Origin of the sequence: Haloferax marisrubri, from assembly GCF_001469875.2 — an archaeon.
GTDB classification, from domain to species: domain Archaea; phylum Halobacteriota; class Halobacteria; order Halobacteriales; family Haloferacaceae; genus Haloferax; species Haloferax marisrubri.
The window spans coordinates 141350-157080 of record NZ_LOPW02000010.1; the positions used below are offsets into that span (position 1 = coordinate 141350).

The 15731-nt window shown below is 67.8% G+C and carries 20 protein-coding genes; 3 read left to right on the plus strand and 17 right to left on the minus strand.

What is annotated here, in order from left to right:
* The first annotated feature begins 191 nt into the window (after positions 1–191).
* A complete protein-coding gene (locus tag AUR65_RS07905; RefSeq protein WP_058566315.1) occupies positions 192–668 on the plus strand; it encodes a PIN domain-containing protein in 477 nt (158 codons plus the stop codon).
* Positions 669–699: 31 nt separating this feature from the next.
* On the opposite strand, the gene AUR65_RS19920 is transcribed toward AUR65_RS07905, so the two are convergent.
* From AUR65_RS19920 to AUR65_RS07960, 12 genes are all read right to left on the minus strand, one after another.
* The gene (locus AUR65_RS19920) at positions 700–873 is read right to left on the minus strand and encodes a hypothetical protein (RefSeq protein WP_199180576.1); all 174 of its coding nucleotides are present in this window, start codon (positions 871–873) and stop codon (positions 700–702) included.
* 218 nt (positions 874–1091) lie between these two features.
* Positions 1092–1499 carry an ACT domain-containing protein gene (locus tag AUR65_RS07910; protein ID WP_058566316.1) on the minus strand — a complete coding sequence of 136 codons (408 nt, stop codon included), beginning with the start codon at positions 1497–1499 and terminating at the stop codon, positions 1092–1094.
* 98 nt (positions 1500–1597) lie between these two features.
* Positions 1598–2236 carry a non-canonical purine NTP pyrophosphatase gene (locus AUR65_RS07915; RefSeq protein ID WP_058566317.1) on the minus strand — a complete coding sequence of 213 codons (639 nt, stop codon included), beginning with the start codon at positions 2234–2236 and terminating at the stop codon, positions 1598–1600.
* A 54-nt stretch (positions 2237–2290) separates the two neighbouring features.
* Entirely contained in the window at positions 2291–2569 is a 279-nt protein-coding gene (locus AUR65_RS07920) for a DUF5808 domain-containing protein (protein WP_058566318.1), read from the minus strand.
* A 65-nt stretch (positions 2570–2634) separates the two neighbouring features.
* Entirely contained in the window at positions 2635–4293 is a 1659-nt protein-coding gene (locus AUR65_RS07925; protein WP_058566319.1) for a bifunctional N(6)-L-threonylcarbamoyladenine synthase/serine/threonine protein kinase, read from the minus strand.
* A gap of 33 nt (positions 4294–4326) precedes the next feature.
* The gene (locus AUR65_RS07930; RefSeq protein WP_004041777.1) at positions 4327–4632 is read right to left on the minus strand and encodes a 30S ribosomal protein S24e; all 306 of its coding nucleotides are present in this window, start codon (positions 4630–4632) and stop codon (positions 4327–4329) included.
* A gap of 68 nt (positions 4633–4700) precedes the next feature.
* Positions 4701–5240 carry a GTP-dependent dephospho-CoA kinase family protein gene (locus AUR65_RS07935; RefSeq protein WP_058566320.1) on the minus strand — a complete coding sequence of 180 codons (540 nt, stop codon included), beginning with the start codon at positions 5238–5240 and terminating at the stop codon, positions 4701–4703.
* 2 nt (positions 5241–5242) lie between these two features.
* Entirely contained in the window at positions 5243–5440 is a 198-nt protein-coding gene (spt4, locus tag AUR65_RS07940) for a transcription elongation factor subunit Spt4 (protein WP_004967450.1), read from the minus strand.
* A complete protein-coding gene (locus tag AUR65_RS07945; protein WP_004041780.1) occupies positions 5440–6012 on the minus strand; it encodes a DNA-directed RNA polymerase in 573 nt (190 codons plus the stop codon). The genes spt4 and AUR65_RS07945 overlap by 1 nt, the downstream gene beginning before the upstream one ends.
* A 7-nt stretch (positions 6013–6019) precedes the next feature.
* The gene (locus tag AUR65_RS07950; protein ID WP_058566368.1) at positions 6020–6388 is read right to left on the minus strand and encodes a twitching motility protein PilT; all 369 of its coding nucleotides are present in this window, start codon (positions 6386–6388) and stop codon (positions 6020–6022) included.
* Positions 6389–6410: 22 nt separating this feature from the next.
* Positions 6411–7646 (minus strand): translation initiation factor IF-2 subunit gamma, encoded by a 1236-nt coding sequence (locus AUR65_RS07955; RefSeq protein ID WP_058566321.1) that lies wholly within the window; start codon positions 7644–7646, stop codon positions 6411–6413.
* A gap of 237 nt (positions 7647–7883) precedes the next feature.
* The gene (locus AUR65_RS07960; protein ID WP_058566322.1) at positions 7884–8693 is read right to left on the minus strand and encodes a DUF6517 family protein; all 810 of its coding nucleotides are present in this window, start codon (positions 8691–8693) and stop codon (positions 7884–7886) included.
* A 126-nt stretch (positions 8694–8819) separates the two neighbouring features.
* Between AUR65_RS07960 and AUR65_RS07965 the strand changes: the two genes are divergently transcribed.
* Positions 8820–9803: a DUF5787 family protein gene (locus tag AUR65_RS07965; protein ID WP_199180577.1), complete on the plus strand. Its 984-nt coding sequence runs from the start codon at positions 8820–8822 to the stop codon at positions 9801–9803.
* 24 nt (positions 9804–9827) lie between these two features.
* Here AUR65_RS07965 and AUR65_RS07970 read toward each other — a convergent pair whose 3' ends face one another.
* The 5 genes from AUR65_RS07970 to AUR65_RS07990 all read right to left on the minus strand — a co-directional run bounded on the left by AUR65_RS07970 (position 9828) and on the right by AUR65_RS07990 (position 13236).
* Positions 9828–10010, minus strand: a complete 183-nt coding sequence (locus AUR65_RS07970; RefSeq protein WP_233194333.1) for a hypothetical protein — start codon at positions 10008–10010, stop codon at positions 9828–9830.
* A 61-nt stretch (positions 10011–10071) separates the two neighbouring features.
* A complete protein-coding gene (locus tag AUR65_RS07975) occupies positions 10072–10284 on the minus strand; it encodes a hypothetical protein (protein ID WP_058566324.1) in 213 nt (70 codons plus the stop codon).
* The gene (locus AUR65_RS07980; RefSeq protein WP_058566325.1) at positions 10281–11105 is read right to left on the minus strand and encodes an MBL fold metallo-hydrolase; all 825 of its coding nucleotides are present in this window, start codon (positions 11103–11105) and stop codon (positions 10281–10283) included. Before AUR65_RS07980 ends, AUR65_RS07975 begins: the two co-directional genes overlap by 4 nt.
* Before the next feature lie 50 nt (positions 11106–11155).
* Positions 11156–11767: a hypothetical protein gene (locus tag AUR65_RS20180; protein WP_233194334.1), complete on the minus strand. Its 612-nt coding sequence runs from the start codon at positions 11765–11767 to the stop codon at positions 11156–11158.
* A gap of 50 nt (positions 11768–11817) precedes the next feature.
* Positions 11818–13236 carry an ATP-binding protein gene (locus AUR65_RS07990; protein WP_058566326.1) on the minus strand — a complete coding sequence of 473 codons (1419 nt, stop codon included), beginning with the start codon at positions 13234–13236 and terminating at the stop codon, positions 11818–11820.
* Between the two features lie 349 nt (positions 13237–13585).
* Here AUR65_RS07990 and nasA point away from each other — a divergent pair, with 349 nt between their 5' ends.
* A complete protein-coding gene (gene nasA / locus AUR65_RS07995; RefSeq protein WP_103429256.1) occupies positions 13586–15700 on the plus strand; it encodes an assimilatory nitrate reductase NasA in 2115 nt (704 codons plus the stop codon).
* Positions 15701–15731 lie beyond the last annotated feature (31 nt).

Below are 15731 nucleotides of genomic sequence, written 5' to 3' on the forward strand. Positions count from 1 at the left end.
TAACGTAACCACAAAACATTTCAATAACGACAAATCGAAACTATTCGAGTCCGAAACCGGTTGCGTCGGATTCTTTTCGACCCGTCCCGTGGTGACGGACATGAGTTGGGAGTCGCTTTTCGACCGCGCCGCCGCCTACGAGACGACCGAAGCCGACATCACCGAGGCGCTTCGCGCCCGCCGAGGCGACGATGCCTGAGACGGAGCCCTCGCCCGCGCGGGTCGTCGCCGACGCCGACGTGCTCGCGGCCGACCTTCTCGTCGATGGCCCGTCCAGGGCGGCGCTCGACCACCTCCGCCGGCACTCGTGGACGACGCTCGTCGCCAGCGACCCGCTTCTCGACGACGCCGAGGCGGTCGTCTCCTCGCTCGCGGACGCCGACCTCGCGGCCGACTGGCGCGAGAAAATCGACTCGTGGGCCGAACTCGTCTCCCACCCGGACGGCGACAACCCCGCGCTGGCGTCGGCCTACCGCGGTGGCGCGATGCACCTCCTCACGTTCGACGACCGGCTCAGCTCGGCGCAGGCGGGCGCGGCGCTCGGCGGCCGCTTCCCGGTCAGCGTCCGACACCCGAAGGCGTTCGCGTCGCTGTTCGCGCCGGAGAGTCTCTACGTCGAAGTCGAAGGCGGGTCGTACCCCGGGCCGGACCGCGACCCGCGGGCGTAGTCGCCGCCCGAACCGCCGACCACCCGGCGGGTCAGTCGCTGAGCACGCGAGTCACCGCGAAGATGGCGAGGACGGTCACGAGACCAAAGCCGAGGGCCACACCGAGTCCCTGCGAGGCGTCGCCGAAGAACACCGCGATGGCGGCGAAGACGGCGATTCCGTAGCCGCTCGCCGCGCCGGCGGCGACGACGTTCGCTCGGTTCATGCGTCTCCGTACGCGCCCGCGGTCCCTGAGTGTGAACCCCCGCGATTGTGGGGAGTGACGGGGCCGGGGTCGGCTGTCAATCGGGCGGCGCGCGGGCGGTCGGTACCGCTGGAGGGGCCGGTGACAAGTGGAGGGTACTCGTCGCAGTCGGGGAACATCACGGCTAGTCTGCTACCGCCGAACGTATCAACCTGTTTGCTCGCGAACCAGTTTCGACGTTAGTTCCCGTCGGCGGTGGTCCCGGCGCGCTCGACGGTACAGCCGAGCGATTCGAGTTTCGTCGCGGCCGCCGCCACGTCGTCCTCCCGGACGAGCACGTGGTCGGTCGAGTACGCCGACAGCGCGAACACCGAGATGTCCTCCTCGGCGAGCGCGCCCGCGACCCGCGCCAGAAAGCCGACGAGTTCGAACGGCAGGACCATCTCGAAGGTGAGCCGCTTCCAGCCTCGCTCGACTTCGACGGCGGTCGCCTCGTCGACGCGCCCCTCCTCGACGACGACGGTCGTCTCGTTCTCGTCTCGAATCGTCGCGAAGGCGTCCGGGTCGCCCCGCTCGGCCTTGACGACCGCGTAGGTCGCCGCCGAAACGGTCACCGTCCCGCCCTCGAAGAAGTCGCTCGGGTCCATGCGTCTCGGGGTCGCCCCGGCGGGGTAAACGTAGCGGCCGGTGGCGGTGGTCGTGGCGGCTTCCGTTCACTCGGTTCGTCCGACGACGTTCGCTTCGCTCACTCCGTTCGCTCAGCAAACCACGTCGCGAACTTCGCCAACGCCCGCCCGCGGTGGGAGATGCCGTTTTTCTCCTCGGCGCTCATCTCCGCGAACGTCGCGCCGTCGTGTTCGAAGATGGGGTCGTAGCCGAAGCCGCCCTCGCCGCGCGGCGGGACGATGCGGCCGTTGACGCTCCCGGTAAAGAGCTTCACCGGCAGCGCCTCGGTCTCCTCCGCGTCCTGTTCCGCGCCGCGGGCGGCCGCGACGGTCCGGTCGTCGCGGTCTATCGGGTCCGGACTCGCCTCGAAGGGCTCGCCGTCACAGTACGCGAGGACGCAACGGAACGAGGCCCGCCGGGGTTCGTCGAGCTCGGCCGCGGCTAGTCGGTGGACCGCCTCGACGCCGAGGGTGTCTTCGACGTACGAGGAGTACGGGCCGGGGAAGCCCTCGAAGCCGTCGATGAAGAGCCCGGCGTCGTCCACGAGCACCGGTTCGTCGGCGTAGCGGTAGGCCTCGCGCGCGCCGTGGGCCGCGATGGGGCCGAGTTCGGACGCCTGCACCTCGGTGTAGTCGAAGTCGAGTTGGGTCACGTCGTCGTCGAGGTACGAAAGCGCCTCGCGGACCTTCCCCGCGTTCGTGGTGACGTATCGGAGCATGCCCGCCCCTCTGCGGGCGGACGTGGAAAAGTCGTCGGTGTCGGTCGCTTCGCCTCAGTCGACGATGACTTCGACGGGGCCGTCGTCGGCCTCGGCCGCCTCTTCCTTTTCTTCTGCCTTCTGGCGCTCGTTCCAGAGGAGGCCGCCGGCGACGAGGAGGACGACCCACGACCGCCAGCTCGCGAGGTTCAGCGTGTAGCCGATGCCGAACGGCTTTTCGACCAGCATGCCCTTGCCGGGCTGCCAGTACGACGAGAGCAGTCGGCCGGCGCTCGGGCGCTCGAAGTTGTACGGGATGCCGAAAAGCGTTCCGCGCTGCGGTTTGTCTGCCATGTGAGACGAATACGCCGGCTCGGGATAAATCGTTTTGGCCTTCCGACGAATTCGGCCGCGGCGACCTATCGGTACCGGCCGCGCGATTCGACCTCTCGCAACCGGGCGATGACCTCCTCGGAGCCGACGGCTTCGTAGCCCGCTTCGAGCGCGTCGATGAGGGGGTCGGCGTCGTCCGCGGTCCCCTCGACGCTCTGGGCGAACACGTGGAGGTCCATCGCGTGGTCCTCGACGTGACCCGTGTGGAAGCCGAGGCCGAAGTCGATGAGATACACGCGCGGTTCGCCGTCCGGCCCCGTTCCGACCCGGACGTTCCGCGTGGTCGGGTCGCCATGGACGATACCGGCCCCGTGGAGGCGCGCGAGGTACTCACCGACGACGCGGACGGACTCGGGGTCCAGTCGCTCCGCGAGGTCCGCGTCGCCGACCCGCTGGAACGTGATGACGCCCTCGACGGGGTCTATGTCCCGAATGACGGGCGTCCGAACGCCGGCGCGCCGGGCGTCGCTCGTCAGCCGCGACTCGGCTTTGGTTCGCTCGCGGCGGAGTCTGTCGTCCAGTTCCGGGTGGCGGTACGTCTTCGGCACGCGCCGCTTGACGACCTCGTCCGGACCGATGTCGACGGTCGCCTCGGCCCCGCGAATCGCGCCGTCGTCGGTGTAGGCGCGCGCGACCGACTCGTCCGCGCCGCGCCACGTCACGTCGACCTGGTCGGGGCGGAAGTTCGGGTCCACGGTCGATTCCTCGACCGCGAGCGTGTCGCCCGCGGCGAGCATCCGCGCGCCGAGCACCGCTATCATGCCGGCGTTGTCGCGGAGGAAGCGCGGTTCGGGCGCGTGGAACTTCGCGCCGCGCTGGTCGCACATCTCCGCGAGCATCTCTCGCAGGCGGGCGTTCTGACCCACGCCGCCGCCGAGGACGAGTTCGTCCGTCCCCGTCAGCGACAGGGCGCGTTCGGCCACCTCGGTGAGCATGGCGAAGATGGTCTCCTGCAGGCCGGCGCAGATGTCGGGGACGGGCGTGTCCGCGTCCGCCTCGTCCTTCGCGGCGCTCATGATGCCGGAAAACGAGAAGTCCATCCCCTTGACGACGTACGGCAGTTCGACGTAGTCGCCGTCCTCGGCGGCCGCCTCGACTTTCGGGCCGCCGGGGTGGGTCCAGCCGACGTGGCGGGTGAACTTGTCGATGGCGTTGCCGACGCCGGTGTCCATCGTCTCGCCGAGGACGCGGTAGCGACCGTTGTGGTAGCCCAGCAGGTGGGCGTTCGCGCCCGAGGCGTTCAGACAGACCGGCGAGTCGAAACCGGACTGGTAGCGGCCGATTTCGAGGTGCGCGACCATGTGGTTGACGCCCAGCAACGGCACGTCGAGCGTCTGGGCGACCGAGCGGGCCGCGGTGCCGACGATGCGGAGACACGGGCCGAGTCCGGGCCCGCGAGAGAAGGCGACGCCGTCCACGACGGGGCCGTCGCCGTCGTGTCGCTCCGCGGCGTGCGCGAGCGCGGTCTCGACGACCTCGGGGACGGCGGTCCCCATGTGTTCTGCGGCCTCGCGCGGGTGGATGCCGCCGCTGTCGGGCTGGTAGGGGTCAGATTCGATGAAGACGTGGTCGGCCGAGGGGTCGGGCGTCCGCTCGGTTCCGGAGCGGAGCGCGTCGGGGTCGTCGGTCTCGAAAACCGCGGCGCTCGCGGCCCACGCTGTACCTTCGATTCCGAGAATGCGCATCGAGTGTGAAGAAACGGCGGTTCGAAGCCGGGACTACGCCTCTTCGGCTTCGACTTCGGCGTCGGTGATCTTGTTGCGCTCGAGCATGTGGTCCTGCTCGACGTCACGCGCGAATTCGGGGCTCTCGTAGACCTTCGCGTAGCCCGCGGTCTTGCGCATGCCGAACTTCGTGTCGAGTTCGTGGACGACGACCTCGTCGGAGTCCTTGTTCAGTTTGGCCGCGAGCGAGTCGCGGACCGACAGACGAGAGGGCGTCGCTTCCTCGTGGACGATCTCGAATCGAACGTCCGTCCGGTGCAACATGGGGTTCTCCTCCTCGGAGATGATTTCGATATCCATGGTTCAGTTACCAGTAATTCCCCCCGAAGCAAGTAAAAGGATTTCGAAGGGACGAGCGCGCCCGCGTCTCAGGCGTCGATGGGCGCGACCACGGCGTCGAAGTCGCCGTCGAACCGCGCGAGGAGGTCCCGCATCTCGGTCTTGGTCGCGTCGGTGACGGTGACGCGGACCATTCCCTCGTCGGGTTGGCCGTAGACGACGGTCGAACCGACGGGCGCGGCGAGCACCGCCGGGAGCGTGGCGAGGTCCTCTTCGCCCTCGACGAGGAGCGTCGTCGGCTCGTCGGCGTCGAGCGCGGCCACGAGCGCCTCCACGAGGTCGACCGAAAGGGTTCCCGGTTCGTTTTCGACCTCGACGAGGCGGCCGGTCTCGACCGCGCGGCGAATCTCCTCGCCGACGGCCTCGCGCTTCGTCTTGCCGTCGATGACGGCCACGTCCGGCGGGCGACCGGCGCGGCGGAGATGGAAGGTGACGACGTCGCCGACGGCGACGAGCGGCGCGTCCACGTCCTCGCTGGATGCGTCTGCGAGGAGGTCGTCGGCCTCGGTGTACACCGGGCCGAACGGCTCTTTGAACGCCGCGCGAAGCGCCGTCGGCAGGGTGAGCATTCTCAGCGGACCTTCAGCGCGTAGCCACCGGGTTCGGTGACGTTCATCTCGGTGGCGATTTCGCTGTCTTCGGGGTGGGTGATAACGACGTAACCCGCCCAGTCCTCGGTGAGACTGCTCGACCCGCAGTTCTCACACGTCTGTTTGTCCGGCTCGTTGACGAAGTGGCACTCGCGGCAGGCGAGACGGGGCTTCGCCATCAGTTACCCTCCGCCGAGGCCTCGCTCTGCTGGCGCTTCGATTCGAGCCAGCCGTGCTTGCCGAGCCCCGGCTGTTTGGCCGTGAGGCCGATCTTCGAGTCGCGCGGGTTGCGCTCGTCGATGCTCTTCGTGACGATGCGAGCGCGAACCTCGTCGTCGACGGCGAGCGTCTGGTTGGACTCGGTCGACGCGAGCTGTTGGTTCTCGCCGTCGTAGGCGAGGTATTCGTCGGATATCTGCGAGACGTGCAGCAGCCCGTCGACCGGGCCGATGCCGACGAAGGCACCGAACTCGACGACTTCGACTACGATGCCGTCGACGACCTCCTGCATGTCGGGGTCGTAGGTGATGGCGTCGAAATCGGCCTCGTAGTAGACGCCGGGGCGGTTGGGCAGCACGGTGCCCTCGCCGATGTCGTTGACGTTCACGACGCTCACGACGCTCCCCACGTCTTCGTCCATCCGTCCTTCCAACTTGTCCTGCAACAGTCGCTTGACCCGCTCGGGCGTCACGTCGCCCAGGTGTCGGGGTGGGACTTCGACTGTATCTTTGAGTCGTACCCGTTTGTACATAGTTTCGTTAAGGTTCCGTGATTGCCAGCGTGGCGTGCCCCCGGATGCCGACGACGGGAATCCCGCAGTCGAGCACCCGGTCACGGAGGGGCTTGTCGTTCGTGACGACGTAGTCGGCCTCGCCCGATTCGGCGAGTTCGACGACCGCGTCGTCGGCGTACGATTCTTCGGTTTCGACCGCCCGGCACCGGGTCGCCAGGTCCGCGCCCACGCTCGCCGCGACGCCTTCGGTCCCGCTGCCCGCCGAGAGCTTCTCCAGCTCGTCGAGGACGGCAGTGGGGACCACGAGGTCGGCGTCGGCCGCGAGCAGCCGGTCGAGTTCGTCGAACACGCGGACGTTGAGTTCGACCGGCATCATGAGCGCGTTCGTGTCCATGACGACTACGGTGGCGGTCACGTCACTTGAGCGTCCCGATACCGATGAGCCGCCAGCGGGCGCCCACGCGGCGGTTGATGGCTATCTTCGCGCCTTCGGCGGCGCAGACGGGGCGCTTGAGCGAGACTTCCGCCTCGCCGCTTCGCGCGCTCGTCACCGCGCCGACCGTGGTCGCGGTGCCGACGGTGAGCATCAGGGGCTCGCCGGTGGATATCTCGTCGATACCCTCGTCTTCCTCGCCGCCGACGACGCGGTCGAGCAGTTCCACGTCCATGGTGAACTGCTCGCGCGTCGGCGGGAGCGTGCCGGGCTCGCCGGCGACCTGTCCCGCGAGCGCGTCGCCCTTCGTGAAGCTCGGGTCGAGACCGGTCCCGACGCCGCAGAGACCGCCGGGGCGGACCTCATCGACCATGTTGCCGCCCGCCTGCAGCGAGCGGACCTCGGTCGTGATGGAGCGCCATTCGGTCTGGCCCTCCTCGTCGACCTCGCGGCCGGGGCGGAGTTCGAGTTCGTCGCCCTCTTCGAGCTTGCCGGCGACGACGCTGCCGCCGATGACGCCGCCCATGAGACCGTCCCAGGTCGTCCCCGGGCGGTTGATGTCGAAACTGCGCGCGACGAACATCCGGCTGTCTTCGGTCTCGTCGCGGTCGGGCGTCGGAATCTCCTCCTCGATGGCCTCGATGAGGAGGTCGAGATTGACCTCCTGCTGGGCGCTGATGGGGACGATGGGCGCGTCTTCGGCCACCGTTCCCTCCACGAACTCCTTGATCTGTTCGTAGTTGTCGAGGGCGCGCTCGCGGTCGACGAGGTCGACCTTGTTCTGCGCGATGACGATGTTCTCGATGCCGATGATATCGAGCGCCATCAGGTGCTCGGCCGTCTGGGCCTGCGGCACGTCCTCGGTCGCGCTCACGAGCAGGATGGCGCCGTCCATGATGGCGGCACCAGAGAGCATGGTCGCCATGAGCGTCTCGTGGCCGGGCGCGTCGACGAACGAGACGGTGCGGCGTACGTCCGTCTCCTCGCCGTCTTCGGTCTCCTCTTCGACCGTGTAACACTCCGGCGCGTCAACGCCGGGAATCTGACGGAACGTCGCGTCGGCGTACCCGAGTCGGATGGAGATACCGCGCTTCATCTCCTCCGAGTGCTGGTCCGTCCACGAGCCGGACAACGCTTGGACGAGCGTCGTCTTTCCGTGGTCGACGTGACCGACGAGTCCGATGTTCACCTCCGGTTGTTGTGGGTTTTTCGTCACCATTGACCTCCTGAGAGTAATCTTGCGTGAACTTGGCTCCGAACGACTGATAAAGGTGCTGTTCTCGGAGCGGCGACGCTGTGGCTGCGTCGGGCGGTCACACACCGCGCGCGGCGATTCAGCGGCGTCTCCCGGTCCCGGTGACGCTCCGAAAAATGGGTCGTCGTGCCCCCCAGCACGACGGTTCACGAACCGATTCGAGTAACCCCTCGAACGGCTGTCGGCTCCGGGCTTCGCCGGCTATTCGACGCCCTTGACGAGCGAACGGAGTTCCTCGCGGTAGGCGTCGGGCGTGAGGCCGAGGTCGATGTCGACCGAGACCTCGATGGCCTCGGTCGGCTCCTTGGTCACGCTGAGTTCGATGTTCTCGCCGGGGTGTGCGCCGCCGGCGACGAGAATCGTCCCGTCGTGCTCCCAGACGGCGAGCATCCCGCTCACGTCGAACTCCTGGCTCTCGATGGTGAACTCCTTTTCGTCGGTGAACGGGAACGTAATCTCGTCGAAGGCGATGGTGGCCCCGTACTCGGTCACGCGCGCCGAGTCTCCGGTATCGACCGTCGTCGTCCGCGTGTCCGTCTGTTCGATGTCCGTGACGTCCACGTCTTCCAACTGCCCCTCGTAGTGCTTCTGCGCGTGCTTCTCGACCAAGTCGACGACCGTCCCGCGGACCGTCTCCGGGAGGTTCGACAGGCTCGGGTTGAGCGTCACGCGCGTCGCGAAGAACAGGGAGAACTGCCCCTCGGCCTGCCCGAGCGTCTTCTCCTTCAGGGTCTCCGCGAGGTCCATGTCCTCGTAGACGAGCGTCTCGAACGCCGCGGAGACGCTCGCCGGGCCGACCGACCGCTCGAACGCCGGGTCCAGCGAGTGTCCCCCGATGTACTCCCAGCCGCCTGATTTGAGCGCCCCCTCCGGTACCTTCGGCGGTGCCCGCGCGGCGCTCGCGGTCGTCCCGGAGCTACAGCCGGCGAGACTCGCGAGGCCCGCGCTGGCCGCGATACCGAGGTACGTTCTCCGTCTGATACTGTGGGTTTCGTTGTTTTCCCCCTTCATCGGTCAGTACTGCCCCGCTCTGTTTCAAATATGTACCTCCCCGAAAATCAAATGCGAGAACACCGACACGACTCGTCGGCGGCGTCGGGAGCGACCTTTTTGCCGTTCCGCCTCCGACCGTCTCACGTGCCCGCTCCGGTGTCGTCGCCGTCGGAGTTCGCCTTCGAACTGGCGCTCTGCGCCCACCTCGAACAGACGACCGACTGGCTCCCCGCGCGCCAACTCGGCGCGTCGGTCGCCTCGCCGGGGAGCCGCATCATCGACGTGTGCGCCGTCGTCCCGGGGCCGGGATTCGACGAGCGCGCCCGCATCACCGACCGCGCGATTCCCGCGGCGGCCATCGAGAGCGACGTGGGTGCCGGAAGCGCCGTCTTCTGGCGCGACGGCTTCGACTGCCACCCGGGGCGCGCCCGGCGCGCCACCGACCGCGCCGTCGAGGTCGGCTTCTTCGAGTCCGAGCGCCGCCGAAGCAGGGAGTACGTCCGCCGCGCCGCCCGCTATCCGGACGACTGGTTCGCCCGGCTCGTCGGCATCGAGAACAAGCCCGACCTCGGCACTCCCGGCGACCTGCTCCGACAGCTTCGGCTCGACGTGAGCCTCGCGGTCTTCGACGAAGTGATTCTCACGACTGAGAGCTACGTCACCGGCGCGCACCTCAACCGAATCCCCGAGGAAGTCGGCGTCTGGCGCTTCGACCCCGATACCGGCGACCGGGAGGTGGTCCGCGAGGCCCGCCCGCTCTCGCCGCACTCTACCGGCGTCGAACCCGTCGAGTACCACTCGCTCCACACCGACGTGGCGCTCGTCTCGCCCGCGGAAAAGCGAACTGCGCGCCTCCGACTCGCCGAACGCGCCTACGGCAAGGGGTGGCGCGCCTACGACCTGCCGGGCTGTGCCCACGCCCGCGCCGACGCCGACGGCCGCCCCGTCTGCGCCCACTTCGACCGCGTGGTCGACCCCGGCTCCGAGTGCGGTGCCGACTGCTCGGCGTTCGAGGCGGCCGACCCGCCCGAACTGGACCGCGACGGCCTCCGCGAGTCGCGGACGGGCTGGGTCGCCGACCCGCCCGGCGCGGTCCGCAGACAGTCGGGACTCGACCGGTACTTCTGACTCGCCCTGCCTCCCGCCGAGTCGCTACTCGTTCCGCTCGTCGGAGTAGATCCAGCCGAGCGTCGCGACGACGCCGAAACCGACGACGAACACCGCGCCCTCGACCCAGTTCGGCTCGCCGGACCACGAGGCGACGAGGAACCAGACGACTCCGGCGACGACTGCCAGCGGCGTGCTGTATCGGAGCGCCGCGAGGATATCGGTCACGACCGACTCGACGCGCTCCGGTCGCAAAACCGCACCGGACCGCCGGGTTCGCTCCCGGGCCTCACTCCGCGTCGGCCCGCCGCTCCATGTAGTTCCAGTAGGTGACGAGCGCGACGCCGATGACGGCGACGAAAACGACCTGGACGACGACGCCGAAGACGTCCAGTTGGCCCGTATCGACGTACGTCAGGACGAAGTTGCCCGCGGCCGCGACGACACCGGCGACCATGAGATACCTGAACGCCTTGTCCTCGGCGACGGTTCGCAGTTTCACAGTTCGTACACCTCGCCGTCGACCGCCAGCGGCTCTTCGAACGCCTCGTCGGCGGGGTAGAAGTGCGCCACGTGGACGAGGCGGGTCTCGTCGGCGTTCAGTTCCTCGCCGAGCGCGATAGCTCCCTCGCGGGTCATGTGCTTCGTGCCGAAGGTCCGTGCGACGCCGTTTTCGTCGTAGTCGTCGCCGCCGATGGGGTGGTACTCGCAGACCGACGCGGGGACGATAGCCTCGGCGAGAAGCAGGTCGGGGTCACGGAGCACGTCGCGGGACTCCTCGGGGATGGCGTAGGTGGAATCGCCGGACAGCGAGAGCTTCGCGCCCGTCTCGGGGTCCTCGATGGCGACGCCGTAACAGACCAGCGGCGGGTGGACGACCGGCACGAACGTCACGTCGAGACCGCAGGCGCGGAACGACTCGAACGGCGTCTGGTCTTCGACCGAGATGCGGTCGAGGTAGTCGAACTTCGAGCGAATCGCGTCGGCGACGCTCTCGCCCGTGACCGGGTCGGTCTCGTTGGCGGCGTGGACCGCGAGGTCGTCGAGGAGGCGGTAGACGTTCCCGAGGCCGTCGAGATGGTCGAAGTGGATGTGGGTTACGAGGGCCTCGTCGGGAAGCGGCACGTCCTGCGTGAGAAACTGATGGCGGAAGTCGGGGCTGAAGTCCACGAGGAGCGACTCGCCGGTCCGCTCGTTTTGCACGTGGACGGAAAAGCGCGTCCGCTCGATGCCTCGCTCGCGGGCCGCGAGGCAGGTCTCGCAGTCGCACCCGACGGTGGGCGTGCCGGTCGTGTCGCCGGTCCCGAGGAGGGTCACGCGCATTGACTCAACCACGGGGGCGGCGAGGTATAAACGTGGCCGACCGCGGCGAGTCAGGACCGGTATATCTGCCGGAACTCGACCACGGGGTGGAACGTCCCCGAGAGCGTCGCCGCTTCGAACTGGAGGTTCGCAGTAACCGTGCGCGGAACCGCCGAGACGAGGGCCTCGAATTCGACGGACGGCGTTCGTGCTTCACCGCTCCGATTCGGCCACACCTCGTAGGCGAGCATCACTCGCCTCGCTTCCCCGTCGTCGTAGCCAATTCCTCGGCTGATATCAGCTAACGACTCGACGCCGAGTCGTTCCCGAGCCGTCGCCATCGCCTCGGTTCCTGCGATGGTCCCACCGACTCGCGTCACCCACGACGATGCCGGTTCCCGGTCGTATATCGGCTCTTTCGTCGTTCCCGACTCGTTCACGTGTTTGCGATAACCGGTGCGTCGTCGAATCTCCGCAGTGTCCGGATAGTAGTCGTACTTCGACGAGTCTCGGTAGTCGCGCGAGATTGTAATCGGGTCACCAGAGGCGGGCGCAGGATTCGACTCCGGTTCGGGAAGGGGTGTCTCGGTGGACGGTTCGAGGTCCGACGTACACCCGGAAAGCGCCGTGAGAACCCCGCCCGCCGCAATCGTGCGAACGAATCGGCGTCTGCTGGAGGGCATCGGCTCGCCGTTTGCGGCCCACTAGTAAATGTTTTGTCAGAAAGGGAGCGTTACTGCGCCGCGCCGGCGTCTTTCTGCGTCTCGCCTTCGTGTTCGTCCGCGTGGTCGTGGTCGTGGTCGTGGTCGTGACCGTCGTCCGAACCCGACCCCGCGACGAGTTCCGACGAGTCGGACATCATGTCGAGGTTCTTCAGGTTGTCACGCTCTTCGAAGTCGGCGACGGCTTCCAGCAGGTCGTCCTGCGTGAGTTCCATCCGCTCTTCGGTGAGCGCTTCGAGGACGGCCTCGCGGAGGACGAGTCGGAGGTCGGAGCCGGTGAGGCCCTCCGTCACGTCGGCGATGGCCGAGGGGTCGAACTCGTCGATGTCCATCCGGTTCGTGATGACCCGAAGGATGTCGGCGCGCATCCCGCGGTCCGGCTTGGGGAAGTTGACGATTTCGTCGAAGCGCCGCCACGCCGCCGAGTCGAGCTGGTCGGGGTGGTTGGTCGCGCCGATGAGGATGACCTCGTCACGAATCAGCGAGATGTCGTCGATGCTCTTGAGCAGCGTGTTGACCGCGCGCTTGAGCGCCGCGTGCTCGTCCGACCGGCGGGTCTTCGCCACCGAGTCGAACTCGTCGATAAAGAGGATACACGGCGACAGCCGCTTTGCCACTTCGAAGGTCTTCTCGACGTTCTTGGCCGTCTCGCCGAGGTACTGACTCGTAATCATCGAGAGCTTCACCTCGACGAACGGGAGGCCGAGCTCGTGGGCGAGCGCCCGCGAGACGGTGGTCTTGCCGGTCCCCGGCGGCCCGACGAAGAGGATTTTCCCGATTTCACGGAGGCCGATGTCCGCGAGGTACTCGCGGTGCTCGATGGCCTTCATCAACTTGTGAATCTCACCTTCCTGGTCCGTCGTGAGCACGAGGTCGTCGAGGGTCATCTCGATTTCCTCGGGCGCGCGGACCTGCACGAGGTCGAGCATCTCGGCGTCGTCCTCGTCGTCGAAGTACTCGTCCAGCAGGCTGTCTATCCACACGCGGTCGGCGTGAATCGGCCGGGTCTGTTCTCTCGCGTCCGCGTGGGTCACGTCCACGTCGTCTCGGTCCTCGACCGACTTCGCGACCGTCGGGTTCGTCACGAGCCGGTCGTAGTCGGCTCGTTTGACGAACCACTCCAGCGCCATCTCGGGTTGCGTCAGCGAGAGGCGGCCGGAGAAGTCCTCACGTTGGGTGAACATGAGGTCGGAAATCGCGTCCCAGGGGTGTTCGACACCGGTCGCCTTCCGCGCGACGGACTCGGTCACAACGAGCGGTCGCTCGATGCCGGCCATCGACGAGTCGTCCTCGTCGCCGTCGTCCTCGGCGTCCGCCCAGAAGACGCGTCGATACCGCGGGGGAAGGTCGTTTTCGTCAAGCGTTCGGTCGTCGGTGTAGAGGTGGGCCGTCAGCAGAAACTCGACAACCTCGAGCGCCCGTTCACTCATCCCCCAGAAATTGCCCGGGGAGACGCATAAGAGCGTCGGAGCGCCGCCGCGTGGTGCGCGCGACCGAACTACCCCGATGGCAAGGAACGCGGCACAGAACCGCGGTGGTCCGTTAATTTCTGAAAAACAATTCAAAAACATATCCTAAAACGGACGAATTACGCGATTATATTCCTTCCATACGTTTGTATATTGTCTCTTTATTCAGAATATGTGGGGAAAATATTGCTTCTTAAACGATTAGGTCTTTATGGTTATCTTCCGCCACTGTGAGCCAAGAAAGTGAAATGATATTCACGAACGGCACGGGATACTTGCCCGAATGCGGTACATTCGACGCGGACGGTAGGTGGTGAATCGCGTGGCGAAACAAGTCCCGACGACCTGTATGCGCTGTGCTGTCGGCTGTGGCCACGTCCATCTCGGTTCCGACACGGCGTACGGCCTCGACGCGGTCCGGGGGGACCCCTCGCACCCCGTGAACAACGGGCTGGCCTGCGGTCGCGGCATCCGTGAGTCGGCCGACCCGGACGGGTCGTGGCTCACGCGACCGCTCGTCAGGGAAAACGGCGAACTCCGTCAGACCTCGTGGTCGGACGCGCTCGCGCGCGTCGGCGACGCCATCACCGACGCGATGGCCGACGACCCCGACGAGGTCGCCGTCCTCGGGAGCGGCCAACAGACGAACGAGGCCGCCTACGCCCTCGGAAAACTCGCCCGCGGCGGTATCGGCACCCGAAACTACGACGCGAACACGACGCTCTGTATGGCGAGCGCGGTCAAAGCCTACTACCGCGCCTTCGGCAGCGACGCGCCGCCGCCGACCTACGACGACATCCCCGAGGCGGAGACGCACCTCGTCTGGGGGGCGAACCCGGCCGTCGCCCACCCCGTGATGTTCCGGTGGATTCGCCAGTCGGCCGACGACGGCGACCTCGTCGTCGTCGACCCCGTCGAGACGAAGACCGCGGGGGTCGCCGACGACCACGTCGCCATCGACCCCGGCGGCGACCTCGCGTTGGCGCAGGCGGTTCTCGGCCATCTGGTCGAGACCGACCGCGTGGACGAGTCGTTCGTCGCGGAACACACCGAGGGGTTCGACCGAGTCGTCGACGAACTCCCCCCGGTCGAGGAGGCGGCGTCGGACGCCGGCGTCACCCTCGACGAGGTCGAGAAACTGGCGTCGCTCCTCGACGCGCCCACGCTCGTCTACTGGGGCATGGGCGTCAACCAGAGCGTTCGCGGCACCGCGACCGCCGGCGCGCTCGTGAACCTCTGTCTCGCTTCCGGGAACCTCGGCCCCGGTTCCGGCCCCTTCTCGCTCACCGGACAGGCGAACTCGATGGGCACCCGCGTCGTCTCCTCGAAGGGGACGTGGCCCGGCCACCGACCGTTCGAACACCCGGACCACCGCCGGACCGTCGCCGAGGCGTGGGACGTGCCCGTCTCTCGGCTCCCTGACGACAACGGACCGGGACCGGTCGGCATGTTCGAGTCGTCGCCGTCGGTCGTCTGGACCGTCGCGACCAACCCGCTCGCCGGGTTCCCGGACGCGACGGCCGCCCGCGAGGTGCTCGAAGACTCCTTCCTCGTCGTGCAGGACGCCTTCCGGTCCGAGACGGTCGAACTCGCCGACGTGGTGCTCCCCGCGGCGACGTGGGGCGAGTCCGAGGGGACCACGATGAACATGGAGCGGACGGTCTCGCGGGTCCGCCCGGCCACCGAGACGCCGCCGGGCGTCAGGCAGGACCTCGACATCATCGCCGACGTGGCCGCCCGCGTCGCGCCCGGACTGCTCCCGAGACCGTCCGTCTCGCCGAGCGACCTGTTCGACGAGTTCGCCGCCCTCACCGAGGGCACCGACGCCGACTGCTCGGGGCTCTCGTACACCCGACTCGACGGCGAGCGCGCCGTCCGCTGGCCCGCGCCGGACCCGACGAGCGAGGGCGGCTACCGCTACTACGACGCCGGCGACGGGGAGTCGGGTGACCCGACGTGGTCGTTCCCGACGGCGTCCGGGAAGGCGCAGTTCAGCGCGCTCTCCGGGTCGTCGCTCCCCGAACCCGCCGACGAGTCGTACCCGCTGACGCTCACGACCGGCCGCGAGGCCGACGGGTACAACACCGGGGTTCGCACGCGGAGCGACACGCCGGACCAGCCGGTCGCCCGCGCGCATCCCGACACTATCGACGCGCACCGCGACGCGGTCGCCGACCCCGAGGGCGACCGCCGAACCACCGTCGTCTCCCGTCGGGCGTCGGTCCCGGTGACGCTCGACCCCGACGACGCCGTCCCGCCGGGCCTCGTCTGGCTCTCTATCCACCATCCTATGACTAACCGACTCACCAGCCCTGCGGTCGACCCGCAGTCGAACGAACCGAACTTCAAGCAGTGCGCTGTCCGCCTCGAACACCCGGAGACGACCGCCGCGTCCGACAGCCTCGTGGCGGAGGTGAGCGACTGATGGCGCTCGTCGCCGCCGGCGGACGGCCTTG

Bases quoted from the DNA above. Each gene is read 5' to 3' on its own strand.
- AUR65_RS07960 (WP_058566322.1), bottom strand. From the start codon at position 8,693: ATGAAGGGGGAAAACAACGAAACCCACAGTATCAGACGGAGAACGTAC.
- AUR65_RS07955 (WP_058566321.1), bottom strand. From the start codon at position 7,646: ATGGTGACGAAAAACCCACAACAACCGGAGGTGAACATCGGACTCGTC.
- AUR65_RS07945 (WP_004041780.1), bottom strand. From the start codon at position 6,012: ATGTACAAACGGGTACGACTCAAAGATACAGTCGAAGTCCCACCCCGA.
- AUR65_RS07980 (WP_058566325.1), bottom strand. From the start codon at position 11,105: ATGCGCGTGACCCTCCTCGGGACCGGCGACACGACCGGCACGCCCACC.
- AUR65_RS07990 (WP_058566326.1), bottom strand. From the start codon at position 13,236: ATGAGTGAACGGGCGCTCGAGGTTGTCGAGTTTCTGCTGACGGCCCAC.
- AUR65_RS20180 (WP_233194334.1), bottom strand. From the start codon at position 11,767: ATGCCCTCCAGCAGACGCCGATTCGTTCGCACGATTGCGGCGGGCGGG.
- AUR65_RS19920 (WP_199180576.1), bottom strand. From the start codon at position 873: ATGAACCGAGCGAACGTCGTCGCCGCCGGCGCGGCGAGCGGCTACGGA.
- AUR65_RS07930 (WP_004041777.1), bottom strand. From the start codon at position 4,632: ATGGATATCGAAATCATCTCCGAGGAGGAGAACCCCATGTTGCACCGG.
- AUR65_RS07915 (WP_058566317.1), bottom strand. From the start codon at position 2,236: ATGCTCCGATACGTCACCACGAACGCGGGGAAGGTCCGCGAGGCGCTT.
- AUR65_RS07935 (WP_058566320.1), bottom strand. From the start codon at position 5,240: ATGCTCACCCTGCCGACGGCGCTTCGCGCGGCGTTCAAAGAGCCGTTC.
- AUR65_RS07925 (WP_058566319.1), bottom strand. From the start codon at position 4,293: ATGCGCATTCTCGGAATCGAAGGTACAGCGTGGGCCGCGAGCGCCGCG.
- AUR65_RS07905 (WP_058566315.1), top strand. From the start codon at position 192: ATGCCTGAGACGGAGCCCTCGCCCGCGCGGGTCGTCGCCGACGCCGAC.
- AUR65_RS07920 (WP_058566318.1), bottom strand. From the start codon at position 2,569: ATGGCAGACAAACCGCAGCGCGGAACGCTTTTCGGCATCCCGTACAAC.
- AUR65_RS07950 (WP_058566368.1), bottom strand. From the start codon at position 6,388: ATGGACACGAACGCGCTCATGATGCCGGTCGAACTCAACGTCCGCGTG.
- spt4 (WP_004967450.1), bottom strand. From the start codon at position 5,440: ATGGCGAAGCCCCGTCTCGCCTGCCGCGAGTGCCACTTCGTCAACGAG.
- AUR65_RS07910 (WP_058566316.1), bottom strand. From the start codon at position 1,499: ATGGACCCGAGCGACTTCTTCGAGGGCGGGACGGTGACCGTTTCGGCG.